The 16,581-nt window shown below is 41.3% G+C and carries 12 protein-coding genes and 3 pseudogenes; 9 read left to right on the forward strand and 6 right to left on the reverse strand.

Annotated elements, in window-relative coordinates:
- Nucleotides 1-227: 227 nt before the first annotated feature.
- A pseudogene (gene nadK / locus JCM15074_RS20695) lies at nt 228-1,105 on the reverse strand (NAD(+) kinase).
- A 92-nt stretch (nt 1,106-1,197) separates the two neighbouring features.
- Between nadK and grpE the strand changes: the two are divergent.
- On the forward strand, nt 1,198-1,779 hold the full coding sequence (grpE, locus tag JCM15074_RS03370) for a nucleotide exchange factor GrpE (RefSeq protein WP_025819911.1): 582 nt from the start codon (nt 1,198-1,200) through the stop codon (nt 1,777-1,779).
- A gap of 68 nt (nt 1,780-1,847) precedes the next feature.
- On the opposite strand, the gene dxs is transcribed toward grpE, so the two are convergent.
- From dxs to xseB, 3 genes are read right to left on the reverse strand one after another with little or no spacing between them, the layout of a single operon-like run.
- The gene (gene dxs / locus JCM15074_RS03375; protein ID WP_025819912.1) at nt 1,848-3,713 is read right to left on the reverse strand and encodes a 1-deoxy-D-xylulose-5-phosphate synthase; all 1,866 of its coding nucleotides are present in this window, start codon (nt 3,711-3,713) and stop codon (nt 1,848-1,850) included.
- 19 nt (nt 3,714-3,732) lie between these two features.
- Nucleotides 3,733-4,614 (reverse strand): (2E,6E)-farnesyl diphosphate synthase, encoded by an 882-nt coding sequence (gene ispA, locus JCM15074_RS03380; protein ID WP_025819913.1) that lies wholly within the window; start codon nt 4,612-4,614, stop codon nt 3,733-3,735.
- A 2-nt stretch (nt 4,615-4,616) separates the two neighbouring features.
- Entirely contained in the window at nt 4,617-4,856 is a 240-nt protein-coding gene (xseB, locus tag JCM15074_RS03385) for an exodeoxyribonuclease VII small subunit (protein WP_025819915.1), read from the reverse strand.
- A 456-nt stretch (nt 4,857-5,312) separates the two neighbouring features.
- On the opposite strand from xseB, the gene pomA reads away from it, so the two are divergent.
- The 3 genes from pomA (at nt 5,313) to thiI (ending at nt 8,743) form a co-directional block, all read left to right on the forward strand.
- Nucleotides 5,313-6,077 carry a flagellar motor protein PomA gene (pomA, locus tag JCM15074_RS03390; protein ID WP_025819916.1) on the forward strand — a complete coding sequence of 255 codons (765 nt, stop codon included), beginning with the start codon at nt 5,313-5,315 and terminating at the stop codon, nt 6,075-6,077.
- 2 nt (nt 6,078-6,079) lie between these two features.
- The gene (locus JCM15074_RS03395) at nt 6,080-7,006 is read left to right on the forward strand and encodes a flagellar motor protein MotB (RefSeq protein ID WP_025819918.1); all 927 of its coding nucleotides are present in this window, start codon (nt 6,080-6,082) and stop codon (nt 7,004-7,006) included.
- A gap of 282 nt (nt 7,007-7,288) precedes the next feature.
- The gene (gene thiI, locus JCM15074_RS03400; RefSeq protein ID WP_025819919.1) at nt 7,289-8,743 is read left to right on the forward strand and encodes a tRNA uracil 4-sulfurtransferase ThiI; all 1,455 of its coding nucleotides are present in this window, start codon (nt 7,289-7,291) and stop codon (nt 8,741-8,743) included.
- Between the two features lie 106 nt (nt 8,744-8,849).
- Here thiI and JCM15074_RS03405 read toward each other — a convergent pair whose 3' ends face one another.
- Nucleotides 8,850-9,089 carry a hypothetical protein gene (locus tag JCM15074_RS03405; RefSeq protein WP_025819921.1) on the reverse strand — a complete coding sequence of 80 codons (240 nt, stop codon included), beginning with the start codon at nt 9,087-9,089 and terminating at the stop codon, nt 8,850-8,852.
- Between the two features lie 177 nt (nt 9,090-9,266).
- On the opposite strand from JCM15074_RS03405, the gene JCM15074_RS03410 reads away from it, so the two are divergent.
- The 4 genes from JCM15074_RS03410 (at nt 9,267) to rlmM (ending at nt 12,389) form a co-directional block, all read left to right on the forward strand.
- On the forward strand, nt 9,267-10,178 hold the full coding sequence (locus tag JCM15074_RS03410) for a transcriptional regulator GcvA (RefSeq protein WP_025819923.1): 912 nt from the start codon (nt 9,267-9,269) through the stop codon (nt 10,176-10,178).
- Complete coding sequence (locus JCM15074_RS03415; RefSeq protein WP_025819924.1) at nt 10,159-10,794, forward strand: alpha/beta fold hydrolase; 636 nt, start codon at nt 10,159-10,161, stop codon at nt 10,792-10,794. The genes JCM15074_RS03410 and JCM15074_RS03415 overlap by 20 nt, the downstream gene beginning before the upstream one ends.
- The gene (locus JCM15074_RS03420; RefSeq protein WP_025819926.1) at nt 10,787-11,164 is read left to right on the forward strand and encodes a DUF423 domain-containing protein; all 378 of its coding nucleotides are present in this window, start codon (nt 10,787-10,789) and stop codon (nt 11,162-11,164) included. Before JCM15074_RS03415 ends, JCM15074_RS03420 begins: the two co-directional genes overlap by 8 nt.
- 130 nt (nt 11,165-11,294) lie before the next feature.
- On the forward strand, nt 11,295-12,389 hold the full coding sequence (rlmM, locus tag JCM15074_RS03425) for a 23S rRNA (cytidine(2498)-2'-O)-methyltransferase RlmM (protein WP_025819927.1): 1,095 nt from the start codon (nt 11,295-11,297) through the stop codon (nt 12,387-12,389).
- Between the two features lie 61 nt (nt 12,390-12,450).
- Here rlmM and JCM15074_RS20700 read toward each other — a convergent pair.
- Nucleotides 12,451-13,457, reverse strand: a pseudogene (locus JCM15074_RS20700) (isocitrate dehydrogenase).
- A gap of 285 nt (nt 13,458-13,742) precedes the next feature.
- Here JCM15074_RS20700 and JCM15074_RS20705 point away from each other — a divergent pair.
- A pseudogene (locus JCM15074_RS20705) lies at nt 13,743-16,546 on the forward strand (prolyl oligopeptidase family serine peptidase).
- The last annotated feature ends 35 nt before the right edge of the window (nt 16,547-16,581 follow it).

Consider the following 16,581-nt stretch of genomic DNA (forward strand, 5'->3'; position numbering starts at 1 on the left):
GTCATTTTATTTCTAAAATTGACTGTTTTTTGATGAGTGGTTGCATCTAGTTATAGACAGGAATTAGGCTAAAATCGAGGTGATGGTTATTATTTATCAGGGTGTTAGGCTAAAATCGTTGTTTATCAATCAGTTGTTTGTTGGTGATGAGGGAAGGATGAGTGACGAATAGCAAATGTTGATATTCGTCACTATTACAGAATTATAATTTTTGTGTAAGTCACAAACTAAAATAGTTTGCTGCCCCAGCCTAATTTGTTTCGCAGTACATGGAAGTAGTTATAACCTTTGGGGTGTATAAGATGTAATCGGTCACAACTGCGTTTAATGATAATCTCATCACCAGGAAGTACTGCGAGTGTGACATGACCATCACAACTAACTTCAAGACTCTCGCTATTGTGCGGTGCGACCACTAATTTGATGGTGCTATTAGCATCAACTACGATTGGACGGCATGAAAGGGTATGTGGAAACATGGGGACCAAAATCATCGCTTGCAGATTGGGCGTTAAAATTGAGCTCCTGCTGATAGTGAGTAAGCCGTTGAGCCAGTAGGAGTTGAGACAATCATGCCGTCAGCGCGTTGGCTGTACATAAACAGATCGTCAATATAGACTTCAAACTCAATCATATGGGCGACTTTACCCGGATGCAGTACCGCTTCGTTGACGGCGGTATTACAAGATTTGAGTTCACCGTGACGATAGACTTCGGTTTTAAGTAAAAAACGGTGCTCTGTTTCAAATTCGCCATCCAGCACTTTCGCGAGTGGATCTTCAAATGAATCTGGCGAAAGATCGGTTAGAAAGCCTAGATTTCCACGGTTAACACCAATAACACCGACATCGTATCGGGCAAGTACGCGCGCAGCGCCAAGCATATTACCATCGCCACCAACAACAATGACTAAATCGCATTGCTCGCCAATTTGGGTTAAATCAACGCCTGTAATGTTCTTACCAATCACATCAGCAATACGCTCTTCAACGAGCACTTGGTAACCTTGCAGTGTTAACCAATAGTGCAAACGTTTAAGCGTTTGATTTGCTCCTTTATGGTGCGGTTTTCCTATAAGACCTATGGTATTGAACTGAGTTGTCATAATTATCTGGCTACAGACCTTGAAACATATTATTTGATCCCCATAATATGCCCAGAGCATGCAGAAAAAAAGCATTTTTAGCTGGAGTTAAAATGAGCAAAGAATTAGATCAAGCCGCAACAGAGGCTGAAAAAGTTATCGATACTGAAATCAATGCTGATGAAGCGAGTTTAGTTGATGAGCTAACTCAAGCCAATTTCCGTATTGAAGAGTTGGAGCAGCAGTTAGCTGCAGAGCAGGCTAAAGTTGCTGAACAACAAGATTCTGTGGTTCGCGCCGCAGCAGAAGTTGAAAATATGCGTCGTCGTGCTGCAGTTGATGTTGAGAAAGCACACAAGTTCGCATTAGAGAAGTTCGTTAATGAGTTATTGCCTGTACTAGACAATATGGAACGTGCTCTTGCTGGTACCTCACCAACTGATGAAGCGACTAAAGCCGTTTATGAAGGTGTTGAGCTAACATTAAAGACGCTGATTAAAGCGGTTGAAAAGTTTGGTGTGACTCAAGTTGATCCATTGGGAGCCGCTTTTAACCCTGAGCATCATCAAGCGATTGGTATGCAACCAAGTGAAGATCATCCTGCTAACTCAGTGATGATGGTAATGCAGAAAGGTTACATGCTAAACGATCGTCTATTGCGCCCTGCAATGGTAATGGTTTCACAAGGTAAATAATTTACCCTATTGTTGTATATAACAAAAAGGACTGCCGCGGCAGTCCTTTTTTATAGCATTTTGTGCGATTAAGCCAGATAGTCTCTAATTTGTTGTTCAATGCCTTGTGCATCTAACATTAAATCATGGGTGATTTCTTCTGGTGAACCATGCTTAATAAACTCATCAGGTAAGCCAATTTGCAGTACGGGTTTGCAAATCTTTTGACTCATCAAGTATTCGATGACACCTGAGCCTGCACCGCCTGTGATAGCATTTTCTTCGACAGTAACCAGCACGTCATGGCTATTAGCTAGTTCAAGCAGTAACTCATGATCCAGTGGCTTCACAAAACGCATATCAGCTACGCTAGCATCTAAGTTTTCAGCAGCTGTCAGTGCTGCAGCTAATGTCGTACCGAAGTTGATGATAGCGATTTTCTGGCCTTGACGACGAAGCACGCCTTTACCAATCGGTAGTGCGCTCATCTCTTCAACTTGTACCGCACCTGTCGCACTACCTCGAGGGTATCGCACTGCTGTAGGGCCATCTTGATAACAGTAACCTGTGTATAGCATCTGACGGCATTCGTTTTCGTCTGATGGCGCCATAATAACCATGTTAGGCACACAGCGCATAAAGCTTAAGTCAAACGCACCTTGATGGGTTGGGCCATCTGCGCCAACAATGCCACCACGGTCAATAGCAAACAAAACCGGTAGACGTTGCAATGCAACATCATGGATCAATTGGTCGTAAGCACGCTGTAAGAAGGTTGAATAGATAGCCACAACAGGCTTATAGCCTTCGACTGCAAATCCTGCCCCTAACGTTACAGCGTGTTGCTCAGCAATCGCTGCATCAAAGTATTGTTCAGGGAAGCGTTTAGAAAACTCAACCATACCAGAACCTTCACGCATGGCGGGGGTAATGGCTAACACTTTGTTGTCTTGCTCTGCAATATCACATAACCATTTACCAAATACTTCTGAGAAGGTTGGATCGGCAGGTTTTGCAACTGGCTTTTTAAATTCTGATGGATTGAACTTCGGTACCGCATGCCAACCGATAGGATCCGCTTCAGCTGGCGCATAACCACGACCTTTTTTAGTCATAATATGCAAAAACTGTGGGCCTTTTAGGTTACGCATATTGCGCATGGTTTCAATCATGCCATTAACATCATGGCCATCGATTGGACCAATATAGTTAAAACCTAGTTCTTCAAATAATGTGCCGGGGACAACCATCCCTTTAAGGTGTTCTTCAGTACGCTTCGCCATCTCTTTAATGACTGGCACGCCTTGCAATACTTTCTTGCTACCTTCACGAATGGTGGTATAGAGTCTGCCTGACATAAGCTGTGCTAAATGGTTATTAAGCGCGCCTACGTTTTCTGAAATAGACATCTCATTATCATTAAGTACAACGAGCATATCGTTATGCAGATCACCAGCATGGTTCATGGCCTCAAATGCCATACCACCAGTGATGGCACCATCACCAATAACAGCAACCACTTTACGGCCTGCATCTTCTTTAGCTGCAATAACTGCCATTGCTGTTGCTGCACTAATCGATGTACCTGAGTGACCGACACTGAAAGTGTCATATTCACTTTCTTCACGCCAAGGGAAAGGATGTAATCCACCTTTTTGACGAATAGTTGGCATCTGCTCACGACGACCGGTAAGAATTTTATGAGGATAAGCTTGATGGCCAACATCCCATACCAAACGGTCAAAAGGGGTGTTGTACACATAATGTAATGCAACCGTTAATTCAACGGTGCCTAAACCTGAAGCAAAGTGGCCACTAGATTTACTTACTGATTTAAGTAAATACTGGCGTAACTCATCAGCAAGCTGTGGTAGCACAGCCTGAGGAAGTTGTCTTAGTTCTTCAGGTGTATTAGCCTGTGCCAGCACAGGAAATTCAGAAATGTCCAGACTCATATCGAGTTTCTTGTCTCTATTATACTCTTCGCTCAATAATGTAACGGGCGAACTCTGCAATTAACTGGCTATTGTATGGTAATTTAGCCAGCGCTGATAGTGCATCTTTAATAAGTTGCTCTGCGGTTTGTTGCGCGCCTGCTAAACCAAGTAGTCTAGGGTAGGTGCTTTTATTAGCTTGTGTGTCCGAACCTTGAGGTTTACCCAGTTCTTCTGTGCTAGCCGTAATATCTAAAATATCATCCTGCACTTGGAAAGCTAAACCAATAGCATCAGCAAAGTCTAACAAAGCTTGGCCATGTTCTGCTGAGATCTTGGCTGCAATAATTGCTAATTCTACTGCACAACGAATAAGTGCACCTGTTTTCAGGTTATGCAATCGGGTCAATTGTTCCAGAGATATGGCTCTATCGGTCGAATTAAGATCGATAGCTTGGCCGCCGCACATGCCCAAATAACCTGCTGCTTTAGCTAAAACGTTGGTCATTGCTAATTGTTGTTGTGGCGTTAATCCATCAACAGGGGTTGAAATAATATCAAAAGCCAGTGCCTGAAGTGCATCACCCGCTAAAATAGCCATCGCTTCATCAAATGCGACATGTACAGTCGGTTGACCACGGCGTAAATCATCATCATCCATTGCTGGCAGATCATCATGTATTAACGAATAAGCATGAATACATTCAATTGCAGCAGCGCATTTATCTAAAGTGTTAAGCGATACACCAAGCATATCGCCAACGGCATACACTAAAAATGGACGGATACGTTTACCGCCAAGTAGAGCGCCATGCAGCATCGCTTGTTTTAGGCGCTCATCGGTGACAGTTAAATGGTTAATGTTTAATTCAAGTTCTTGATTAACACGCTGTTGGTAAAGGGAAATATGTTCTGTTAACACGTTTATTCACCTTCAACATTATAAGGGGTCAATGGTGCCTGATCATCTTGAGCCATTAAAATAGCCACTTTTTGCTGGGCGGTTTCGAGTTTGGTTTGACTCTGACGTACGAGTTTGATGCCTCGTTCAAATTGTTTCAGGGCATCATCAAGGCTAACTTGACCTTGCTCAAGCTCTGCAACGATCTGTTCCAGTTCGGCCAATGATTCTTCAAAGCTAAGATTTTCAGGTTTTTTTGCCACGTTTTTATTTCCTTAGTTCTATACCTAAGCCTATGTGATTGGCTTTCACTCACTTTAAATAGTGTACTGATGTTGATGATGAAATCATCATCAATGAGTATCAATTATCGGTTTTAAAGTAGTTAAGAGGTCACTAATGCTAAATCTATAACTGGTTTGGACATAATTGAGCAACACGGTATATCAGGGTGACGTGATGGTCAAACGTCTGTGTGTGATATTTGTCCAACAATCCAGTAGATAACGAAAATTTTAACGTAAAAATGAAAATCTAGCTAAACTTGTGTCAATTTTGTCCGATAACAGTGAGTGGAAAGTCACAAACTCTTATTTGATGACGGTTATTTTTAGACAGAAAATAACCGTGCAATAACTAGCATGAAGCTAAATATTGCAGATTTATGACGTCAATAAGTACATAGATCAGCGATATCCCCGATGGATTGAGGAGCAGATGTGGATTTAGCAACCCTAATAGGCCTTGTTGGCGCGTTTTCATTTATTCTTGCATCCATGGTGACAAGTGGTGGTATCGGGATGTTCGTCGATCTCGCCTCGGTGTTGATCGTTATTGGTGGCACCATTTTTGTGGTGATGATGAAATTTAGTCTTGGTCAATTCTTTGGTGCGGTAAAAGTCGCCGCTAAAGCCTTTATATTTAAATTAGATAAACCAGAAGATCTTATTGAACAGTCTGTGACGATGGCTGATGCCGCTCGTAAAGGTGGTTTTTTAGCGCTCGAAGAGGCTGAAATTAGCAACACATTTATGCAAAAAGCCATTGATATGCTGGTGGATGGTCATGATGCTGATGTTGTGCGAGATGCGTTAGAAAAAGATATTGCGCTTACCGAAGAGCGCCATAAAATCGGCGTCAGTATCTTTAAAGCATTTGGTGATGTCGCACCTGCGATGGGTATGATCGGTACCCTTATTGGTCTAGTAGCGATGTTGGCGAGCATGGATGACCCTAAGACAATTGGTCCCAAAATGGCGATTGCACTATTAACAACCTTATATGGTGCGGTAGTGGCTAACATGATCGCCTTGCCTATTGCAGATAAGTTGCAGCTTCGTTTAGGTGAAGAGGTGATGAGTCGTAATTTAATGATGGATGCGGTGCTTGCAATTCAAGATGGTCAAAACCCTCGCGTTATCGAAAGCTTATTGAAAAACTATCTCAATGAAAGCAAGCGAAAGTCTGATGGTGATGGAGATTAAGCATGGCTAAAAAAGCTAAGTGTGATTGTCCTCCAGCTGGAGCTCCTTTGTGGCTGGCAACCTTTGCTGACTTAATGTCTCTGTTAATGTGTTTCTTCGTACTGCTATTGGCATTCTCGGAGATGGACGTTAAAAAATTTAAACAGCTTGCTGGTTCAATGAAATATGCGTTTGGTGTGCAAAATAAAATTAAGGTAGAGGATATCCCCAAAGGTACCTCTGTGATTGCACTGGAATTTAGGCCGGGTAGACCCGATCCGACACCGATTGATGTCGTCAATCAAAAAACCACTGAGCAGACCAAGTCGAATCTGGATTATAAAGCCGGTGAGCAAGCAACCTCTGGTGGTGCGAAACAGCGGCAAGGTCAACAAAGTGGTGGTGAAACCAGTGCTAAAGCGCAGCAAAAATCAGTAGCGGAGCAGATTTCACAAGCTCAAGTGAATGAGCAAGTGAAACGAATGGCTAAAATTCTGGAACAAGAGATTGTTGATGGCGCCATTGAGATTGAGTCATTGGGCCAACAAATTATTATTCGTATTCGAGAGAAAGGCAGTTTTTCATCTGGCTCAGGCTTTTTACAAGATCAATTTAAACCTGTAGTACATTCAATCGGCAACTTGTTAAAAGATATTCCAGGTATCGTGACGGTTTCAGGTTTTACCGATAATGTGCAGATTAAGAATGAATTGCATCAATCAAACTGGCATTTATCAACAGACAGAGCCTTAGCGGTAGCTAATGAGTTACTGACAGTTGGTGGTTTTAGCGCGAAACGGATGAAAGTGGTGGGTATGGCCTCTAACTCCCCACTTGTTGCGAACGTCAATGAGCAAAATAGGGCGCGAAATCGCCGTGTTGAAATCTCTATTTCTCAAGGGCAAGCCAAAGAGTCTAACTTAATTGAGGCGACAGGTAGTCCTAAATAAGGAATAAGAGAAGCGATAGTTTTTTGTAAACAGGTACGCTAATGCGTACCTGTTTTTTTATCAACTGAATGGCGGTTAATTGCCTGTTTGTAATTAATTTTATTTTTCCAATGAGTCAGTAAACCCTAAAGTAGCCCATTGATTTGTTACATCTGTTTAAAAGAAGCCCGTAAATACGGCTCAAACCTGTATCAGTTCAATGTTGCTGAACCTCGCATCTTCAAGTCGTTTGGGTATATAATCAAAACAATTGCTGTTTATTCATTTATCTGTGGAAGTTCCATGAAGTTTATCGTTAAGCTGTACCCTGAAATCATGATGAAAAGTAAGCCGGTTAGAACCCGTTTTACTAAAATGCTTGAAACCAATATCCGTAATGTATTGAAAAAAGTCGATGATGACGCCAAAGTTCTGCGTATGTGGGATCGTATTATGGTGATGGTGCCAGCAGATAAGCCTGAACTTGCTGACAAATTTGCAGAGCGTTTGGCTTGTATTCCAGGTATTGCTCACGTGTTAAAAGTGAATGAATACTCGTTTGAAACTGTTGATGATATCTATCAGCACGCATTACGCGTATTTAAAGATGAGCTAAAAGGTAAGACATTCTGTGTTAGAGCTCGACGCTCTGGTAACCACGACTTTAACTCAATTGAAGTTGAACGTTACGTAGGTGGTGGCTTAAATCAGTTTACTGAAGCGGCCGGTGTTCGTCTTAAAAACCCTGATATGACAGTTAATCTTGAGATTGATAATGAGCACCTTTATATCGTTGAAGAACGAATTGAAGGTTTGGGTGGCTTCCCTATGGCGACTCAAGAAGATGTATTATCACTTATCTCTGGTGGTTTTGATTCTGGCGTGTCTAGCTTCCAATTTATCAAGAAAGGCGCACGTACTCATTACTGCTTCTTTAACTTAGGTGGTGCACAACACGAAATCGGTGTAAAGCAGGTGGCTTATCATTTATGGAAGACTTATGGTGAGTCACATAAAGTTAAGTTTATCAGTGTCCCGTTTGAGCCTGTAGTTGCAGAAATTTTAGAGCGTGTAGATAACGGCCAAATGGGTGTGGTGTTAAAGCGTATGATGATGCGTGCAGCAACAAGAATTGCTGATCGCATGGGCATTCAAGCACTTGTTACCGGTGAAAGTTTAGGTCAGGTATCTAGCCAAACACTGACGAACTTGAATGTGATTGACCGTTGCACTGAGTTACTAATTTTACGCCCATTAATTGCAATGGATAAGCAAGATATCATTAATGAAAGCCGTAAGATTGGTACTGAAGATTTTGCTAAAACCATGCCAGAGTTTTGTGGTGTGATTTCACAGCGTCCAACCGTTAAAGCTGTTCTGTCAAAAATTGAACATGAAGAAACTAAGTTCAGCGAAGATCTACTTGATCGTATTATTGCTGATGCTGTAGCGATTGATATCCGTCAGATTGCTGAAGAGATGGATAATCAAGTGACTGAAACTGAAATGGTTAATACAGTTGCTAATAACGAAGTGATTATTGATATTCGTGCGCCAGAAGAGCAAGAGCAAAAGCCACTTGTTGTTGATGGTGCTGAAGTGAAAGTGATTCCTTTCTTTAAGTTGGCGACTCAATTTACTGAGTTAAGTCACGATAAAACCTATTTATTGTACTGTGAGCGCGGCGTAATGAGTAAATTACAAGCGTTATACTTACAAGAGAAAGGTCACAGCAATGTTAAGGTATACCGCCCTTAGCATTTGATTACATCCTATTAACATTGGTTGGATAGGATATTTATCTAAAGCATTAAAAAAGCCGCTGCAATAATTATTGCAGCGGCTTTTTGTTATTATACTAATGCTATTCTGTCATTGCTGTTGTTGATGCCGCAGCCTCTTGTTTAATAGACTGTTCAACTAACGTTTGTGCTTCTTTATTAATTTCAGCTTCTTGAGTTGCATAAATATTTTCAACATTTTGTGCCATTTCAACTGCAATTAATGCTTGTAAATCAGAAGTATCTACAGTTTTTTCTGATGCAAAAGCAGTTGATGCAGTGCAAGATAAAGCGATGATGGCACAAAGGTGTGATAATTTCATGGTGTCTCTCCAGTTACAATGTCTATGTTAGACATTGCCTCTTTTGATGTTGAGACCGTCTAACGAAATATATCGAAAAATCTGGGTGAAATTTAATCAAAAGTACTGGTATTTACAAACGATAAAATGTAACAATGCGGATTAGAAAAACTAATCTAAAATGAGCGCTGGATAACTATGTCAAGACGACTGCCCCCGCTTAATGCTGTGAAAGCATTTGAAGCAGCCGCCCGCCATCTAAGCTTCACTAGAGCGGCCGAAGAATTGTTTGTGACTCAGGCTGCTGTTAGTCATCAAATTAAAGCCTTAGAAGATTTCTTAGGATTAAAATTATTTAGGCGAAAAAACCGTTCGCTACTGTTAACCGAAGAAGGCCAAAGCTATTTTCTTGATATAAAAGATATCTTTACTCAGTTAGCCGATGCGACCGACAGATTATTAGCAAGAAGCGCTATTGGTTCATTAACGGTGGCAATGACCCCTAGTTTTGCGATTCAGTGGTTAGTGCCTCGTTTAGCCAAGTTTAGTGAGTCAAATCCTGATGTAGACGTACGCATTAAAGCCGTTGATAGTGATACCGCTTCGCTTACTGATGACGTTGATGTGGCCATTTACTATGGTCAAGGCCATTGGCAAGGCGTTCGCGCCGATAAACTTCGTAATGAAGTGCTAATTCCAGTGTGTTCACCTATGTTACTTAATGGTCCAAGGCCATTAGAAAAACCAAGTGACCTTAAATTTCATACGTTACTGCATGATTCAGGCCGTCATGATTGGCAAGCTTGGTTTAGACAATGTGGTATTACCGATGCCAATGTTAACCAAGGTCCGATATTTAGTCATTCATCTCTAGTATTACAAGCAGCCGCTCACGGTCAAGGTGTGGCATTGGGCTACAGTGTATTAGCTCGGCCAGATATTAAAGCGGGGCGTTTAATCTGTCCGTTTCAAGAGGTATTAGTCAGTAAAGATGCCTACTATCTTGTTTGTCATCAAAATCATTCCGATTTAGGTAAAATCGTTGCATTCAGAGAGTGGATGATGGAGATGTTTGCAGAGGAGACTCGTAGTGAAATGTTACTCGGATAATGTGCTGATTGACGGTAATGGCGATTGCGTCATTTTATTTGCGCATGGTGCGGGTGCCGGCATGACACATCCATTTATGCAAACAATGGCGCAAGGACTGGTGGAGCAAGGGTTTTGTGTCGTGCGCTTTAATTTCCCCTATATGGTAGATAATGCGATTGATGGTAAACGCAGACCTGCCAATAGAGCGCCTAAGTTGTTGGCTGAATTTAGTGCACAACTTGCAGCTGTAAGAGAGAAACTAAAGCCTAAAAAAGTGATTTTGATGGGTAAGTCAATGGGCGGGCGCATGGCTGCCATGTTATCTGCGACTGAGCAAGTTGATGCCGTGGTGTGTTTAGGTTATCCCTTTATCCCGTTAAAAGGTGGTGAGCCACGCTTAACACCATTAATGGAGGCGCAGGCGCCATTATGTATCATTCAAGGTGAGCGCGATAAAATGGGTAATAAGGCGCAATGTGAACAATGGCCGATCCCTAGCAATATTGAGCTACATTGGCTACATGACGGTGATCATAGCTATAGTCCAAGAAAAGCCTCAGGCTTTACTGAACAACAAAATTTAACACAAGCTATTTTATTATCTACGCAATTTATAAGAGGTATTTATGCGTAAAGGTTTTTTGATTATTGCTGCAATTAGCGGTTTTTTTGCGGTGGCATTGGGCGCATTTGGCTCTCATGGACTCAAGCATATTGCAACGCCACAGATGATTGATATTTTTAATTTAGCGGTTGAATACCAGTTTTATCATCTATTTGCACTAATTACAGTGGCATTTGCTAGTCATTGGGTCCATTCAAAATTATTGGATTGGGCTGGTTATCTATTTATTGCAGGTACCGTGTTATTTTCAGGTTCACTCTATATTTACGTGTTATCAGGGGTTAAATGGATGGGGCCGATTACACCGTTAGGCGGAACTTGTTGGTTAGTCGCGTGGTTACTATTAGCTGCGGGCATTTGGCGCCATAAAATGGATTAAATACCCACTGAATCCTGCAACTTCAAGTAATTTGGATATATATCTGGCTTAAACTCGCATATTGACTGGACTTGAGTATAATACCGCCAACGCTATATTCCTGCTTTAGATGATTTCCCTAGGGTCCTCGATGAAAAACCTATTTTTATTTTGCCGCGCAGGCTATGAAAAAGATTGCGCTGCAGAAATCCAACAACGTGCAGCAGAGTTAAATGTCGGTGGTTTTGTTAAAACTAACCGTGACGATGCCTATGTTATTTATCAGTGCTTTGAAGATGATGGTGCAGATAAATTAGCACGTGATTTACCGCTTGATAGCTTGATTTTTGCTCGTCAAATGTTTGCCGCTGGCGAACTGTTGACGAATTTACTGCCTGATACTGATCGCGTGACACCGATTGTTGAAATGCTAGCCGATATGAGTAAAGCAGGTGATTTACGCGTTGAAACACCTGATACTAACGAAGCAAAAGAGCTATCGACGTTTTGTCGTAAATTTACCGTACCTTTACGTCAAGCATTGAAAAAGACTGGTGCTTTACTGGCTAAAGAGACACCTCGCCGACCAATTATCCATGTTTGTTTTGTGGCACCCGGTAAGGCTTATGCGGGTTATTCATTAAGTGATAACAGTTCACCTTACTATATGGGTATTCCACGTCTTAAAATGCCTTCAGATGGCCCAAGCCGTTCAACATTAAAGTTGGATGAAGCATTTAGACACTTTATTCCTAAAGAAGCACATGAGCAGCGTTTACGTAGCGGCATGAATTCGGTTGATTTAGGTGCTTGCCCTGGTGGTTGGACTTATCAGCTTGTGCGTCGTGGTATGTTTGTTGCGGCTGTCGATAACGGCCCAATGAACCAAAGCTTGATGGATACTGGACAGGTTAAGCATTACCGCGCCGATGGTTTTAGATTTGAACCACCACGTAAAAACATCTATTGGCTAGTGTGTGATATGGTTGAAAAGCCTTCACGTGTTGCTGAATTAATGGAAGCATGGGCGATCAATGATTGGTTTAAAGAAGCTATCTTTAACCTTAAATTGCCGATGAAGAGCCGTTATAAAGAAGTTTCAACTATCTTAGCGACTATGTCTGAAATTCTTAAAGAAAATGGTATTGAAGAGTTCCATCTTCAAGCAAAACATTTATACCATGACCGTGATGAAGTCACTGTGCATTTATGGTTAAATCCAAGCAAGGGTGTGAGTTTTAACTAATTCACTCGCTAATGATTAAAAGCCCGTCATAATTATGACGGGCTTTTTTTATAATGATTGCTTATAGGCGCTCTAATACCGCTTGGGTAAATTCTGAGGTGCCATGGGTGCCACCCAAATCACGAGTCGTGCGATCACCTTGCTCAATTACTTCTGTAACGGCGCTGCGGATACGCTCTGCTTTATCAGCCATGCTAAATACTCTAGCATTTGAATTGAGGCTAAAATAACAGATGTTGGATTGGCTAAGTTTTTACCTGCAATATCCGGTGCACTGCCATGCACGGCTTCAAAAATAGCGGCATCTTTACCGATATTAGCACCGGGCGCCATGCCTAAACCGCCGACTAAACCTGCACATAGATCTGATAAAATATCACCAAATAAGTTAGTGGTTACTATCACATCAAAGTTTTCAGGATTCATCACTAGTTTCATACAAGTCGCATCAACAATCATCTCTTCAGTAATGATATCTGGATAGCGCTCACTGATCTCTCTAGCGACCTTTAAAAATAAGCCTGAGGTTGATTTCATAATATTGGCTTTGTGCACAATAGTGACTTTCTTACGACCTTCTTTACGAGCAAGCTCATACGCAAAAGTGGTGATTTGTTCTGCACCTTGGCGGGTAATAATACTGGTTGCTTCTGCCGTACTGCCATCTTCAGAAATGGTTTGACCTAACCCGGAGTACATACCTTCAGTATTTTCTCGTACGGTAATGATGTCGATATTTTCATAACGAGCTTGAGTGCCGTTAAATGACAGTACTGGGCGGACATTAGCATAAAGACTGAATCTTTTACGAAGTGACACATTGATAGAGGTGAAGCCTTCACCAACGGGGGTTGTCAGTGGGCCTTTTAGCGTGATACGGTTTTTTTCGATAAGATCTAGCGTGCGTTGAGGGAGTAGCTCACCATTTTTTTCTAGTGCCGTTAATCCTGCGTCAGCAAATTCATATTCAAATTCGCAGCCAGCTTTATCTAGAATTTTTAAAGCTGAGTCAATAATACTTGGTCCAATTCCATCACCTGGAATAACGGTTATTGTTCTTTTAGACATGGAGATTCCTTCCGGTCGTGTACTGCAATGGTCTGACCCCGTCGATGAACACGGTTAGTTGACTGATATTGCTCTTATATTCATGGATATTCTAACTAAAGTTAATGAAATTTTACAGAAAATAGTGAGTAATATCACATATTTTTCGTTATCGTAACTTGGTTCGGGATATTGTTACCTTGATGATTTATGATGAAATTATACCCTTATTAACTAAAATCTAGCCCAAACATCATCACGCGATACTTTATTGTGGTTTGGGTATAACAAATATTAGAGGTTGTTTTGAAGTTATTACCGCTCGCATCGGCAATGTTGTTATCTGGCAGTGTCGTCAATATGGCACATAGTAGTGAAGCCTCCAAACCGATTACCATGCAAGATGTTATGCATTTTGAGTCGATAAAAAAAACTAAATTATCTAATTTAGGCAATACCTTAGCATATGAAATTGCACCAGATCGGGGTAACAGTCTGGGGGTGGTAAAAAATCTAAAGTCAGGCCAGGTATTCACTGTTGAGCAGGGGAGTAAGCCACTAATTAGCCATGATGGTCGTTATGTTGCTTTTGATCGAAAACCTGATTTACTTACGGTTGAAACAAGTAGCAAGAAACAGCGCAAAAAACTTAAAAATAAGATGGTGCTATTAGATACAGTGACAGGTGCTGAGCAAGTTTTTGAGCAAGTGAAGTCGTATGCCTTTAATGAAGATTCTAGCTATTTAGCCATTTGGTTTGAGGTTGATTCGGCATCAAAAAATCAGGCCGCTGATAAAGATGAAACAGACAAAAAAACGGAAAAAAAACCATCTGTTCATAAATTTGATCAAGGCTCAAAATTACAGCTGATTAACCTAGAGTCTGGTGAAAGTCATTCCTTAGCCGATGTTACTGCCTATGCCATGGATAAATCGGGTAAGCATCTTGCGATTGTACAAAATAATCAGCCACAGAAATTGCATCAAGTGAGTGTCATAAACATCAACACCGGTGAAAGCAAAGTTGCATTTTCGCGGCAGGATAAGCAGATTGGTAGTGTTGATATTAGCGATAATGGTCAATGGTTAGCACTGACTTACGGTGATGCGGAAGCGACACCTTCTGGCCGAGTCTATCAGTTACGCTTAATTGATGTTAAAGCTCAGCAGGCGAGAAAAGTTGCCAGTGATCCTAACTGGAAGTTAAATCGATATAGTAAGGTGACTTTTTCCGATGATAGTCAACGTTTGTTTTTTGGACGGGTGCCTGAAGTTAATCAGCAGCTCAGTTTAAAAAAAAATTGCAGACCGCTGAAGATTTGCTTGATGTAGAGTTGGTGACTGGACTGCGCAATTTGCGTATTTGGCATGAAGATGATGCTCGTATTAAGCCTAATGAAGTTAAGCAATTCTCTAAAGAACAACAGCGCACTTATTTAGCGGTATTACATATAGCAGACAGTAACGTGGTGCAGTTGGCTGATCCACGATTACCTAAGATCAAGTTAAATGATAATAAGCGCTATGTGTTAGCGAGTACCGATATTCCGTACCAAAAAATGATTACTTGGGCGGGCTTTTACCGTGATTATTATTTGATTGACATGCAAACAGGTAAAAGACAACGTATTTTGACTCAACAGCCAGTATCTGAAAAACCAACTCTTTCTGCGGCAGAGTCTTATATCGCTTATTATCAACAAGGTCATGCTTATCTTTATCATATTACTACGGGAAAGAAGCTTAATTTAACCCAAGGTTTGCCGGTTAGTATTGCAGATGAAGACCATGATTATCCCTCAAATGCGCCTAGTTATGGTTTTGGCCCTTGGCTGGAAAATGATGCCGGTATTTTAGTGTATGACAAATATGATATTTGGCAGTTTGATACCGATGGTCAAGGCAAAATGTTAACGGCGGGGACGGGACGTAAAGCGGGTATACAGTATCGCGTTGAAGGTCTGGTTGAACAAGATAATAAAGTCGCCGTTGTGGCAGACAATCAGCCACTATTCGTTCATGGCTATAATGATCGCACTAAGGCTGATGGTTTTTATCAGATAAAAGTCGGTGAACAAGGGGTTAATACCTTGATGGCTGGTGATTATAAATTAACTTTGCTTGGTCGAGCTCAAGATTCAGATGAAATTGTATTCAGTAAAGAGCGTTATGATCTCTTCCCTGATCTTTACACATCGTCATTATTCGATGTTAAGCAGGCTAAACAGCAAACCGATTTAGATTTACAGCGACGTCAATATAGTTGGGGCCAATCTGAGTTGATTAGTTGGACCAATAGTGATGGTAAAAAGTTAGATGGTGTCGTGATTAAACCCGCCAATTATCAAGCAGGAAAGCGTTATCCGGTATTGGTTTATTTCTATCGATTTATGAGTGATAGATTACATGACTTCCCACAAATGAAGCTAAATCATCGACCTAACTTCCCTATGTATAGTGCTGATGATTATGTGATTTTCTTGCCTGATATTCGTTTTGAAGTGGGTTACCCGGGGATCACTTCAGTACAAGCATTGACTTCTGGTGTACAGCGCCTAATCGATTTAGGTATTGCCGATCCTGATGCTGTAGGGATACAAGGTCACTCATGGGGAGGTTATCAAACTGCTTTTGCAGTCACGCAAACCAATATATTTAAAGCTGCTGTATCTGGCGCGCCAGTTTCAAATATGGTGAGTGCTTATAGTGGTATTCGTCATGGTAGTGGTCTTGCAAGACAGTTCCAATATGAAACGGGTCAAAGTCGTATTGGTGAAAGTTTGATGGATGCACCGCAAAAGTATATTGAGAACTCGCCTATCTTTTATGTTGAGCGTATTAAGACACCCATGATGATTATGTTTGGTGATAAAGATGATGCAGTACCTTGGGAGCAGGGGATTGAACTGTATTTAGCAATGCGCCGTGCAGGTAAAGATGTGGTGTTTTTACAATACGAGGGCGAGCCGCATCATTTGAAGAAGTACCCGAATAAGCTTGATTATACTATTCGAATGAAACAGTATTTTGATCATTATTTAAAAGGGGCATCTGCACCGGCTTGGTTAACCGATGGCGAGGCGTATACAGAGTATGAAGCTGCAGATTAAGTCAGCTTAGGATCTTGTTAATCTCATCAAAAAAG

The sequence above is a fragment of the Shewanella marina JCM 15074 genome, from assembly GCF_000614975.1.
GTDB classification, from domain to species: domain Bacteria; phylum Pseudomonadota; class Gammaproteobacteria; order Enterobacterales; family Shewanellaceae; genus Shewanella; species Shewanella marina.

Excerpts from the sequence above, each read along its gene's own strand:
- rlmM (WP_025819927.1), top strand. The coding sequence starts at position 11,295 with ATGAAAAACCTATTTTTATTTTGCCGCGCAGGCTATGAAAAAGATTGC.
- JCM15074_RS03410 (WP_025819923.1), top strand. The coding sequence starts at position 9,267 with ATGTCAAGACGACTGCCCCCGCTTAATGCTGTGAAAGCATTTGAAGCA.
- JCM15074_RS03420 (WP_025819926.1), top strand. The coding sequence starts at position 10,787 with ATGCGTAAAGGTTTTTTGATTATTGCTGCAATTAGCGGTTTTTTTGCG.
- JCM15074_RS03395 (WP_025819918.1), top strand. The coding sequence starts at position 6,080 with ATGGCTAAAAAAGCTAAGTGTGATTGTCCTCCAGCTGGAGCTCCTTTG.
- dxs (WP_025819912.1), bottom strand. The coding sequence starts at position 3,713 with ATGAGTCTGGACATTTCTGAATTTCCTGTGCTGGCACAGGCTAATACA.
- grpE (WP_025819911.1), top strand. The coding sequence starts at position 1,198 with ATGAGCAAAGAATTAGATCAAGCCGCAACAGAGGCTGAAAAAGTTATC.
- thiI (WP_025819919.1), top strand. The coding sequence starts at position 7,289 with ATGAAGTTTATCGTTAAGCTGTACCCTGAAATCATGATGAAAAGTAAG.
- JCM15074_RS03405 (WP_025819921.1), bottom strand. The coding sequence starts at position 9,089 with ATGAAATTATCACACCTTTGTGCCATCATCGCTTTATCTTGCACTGCA.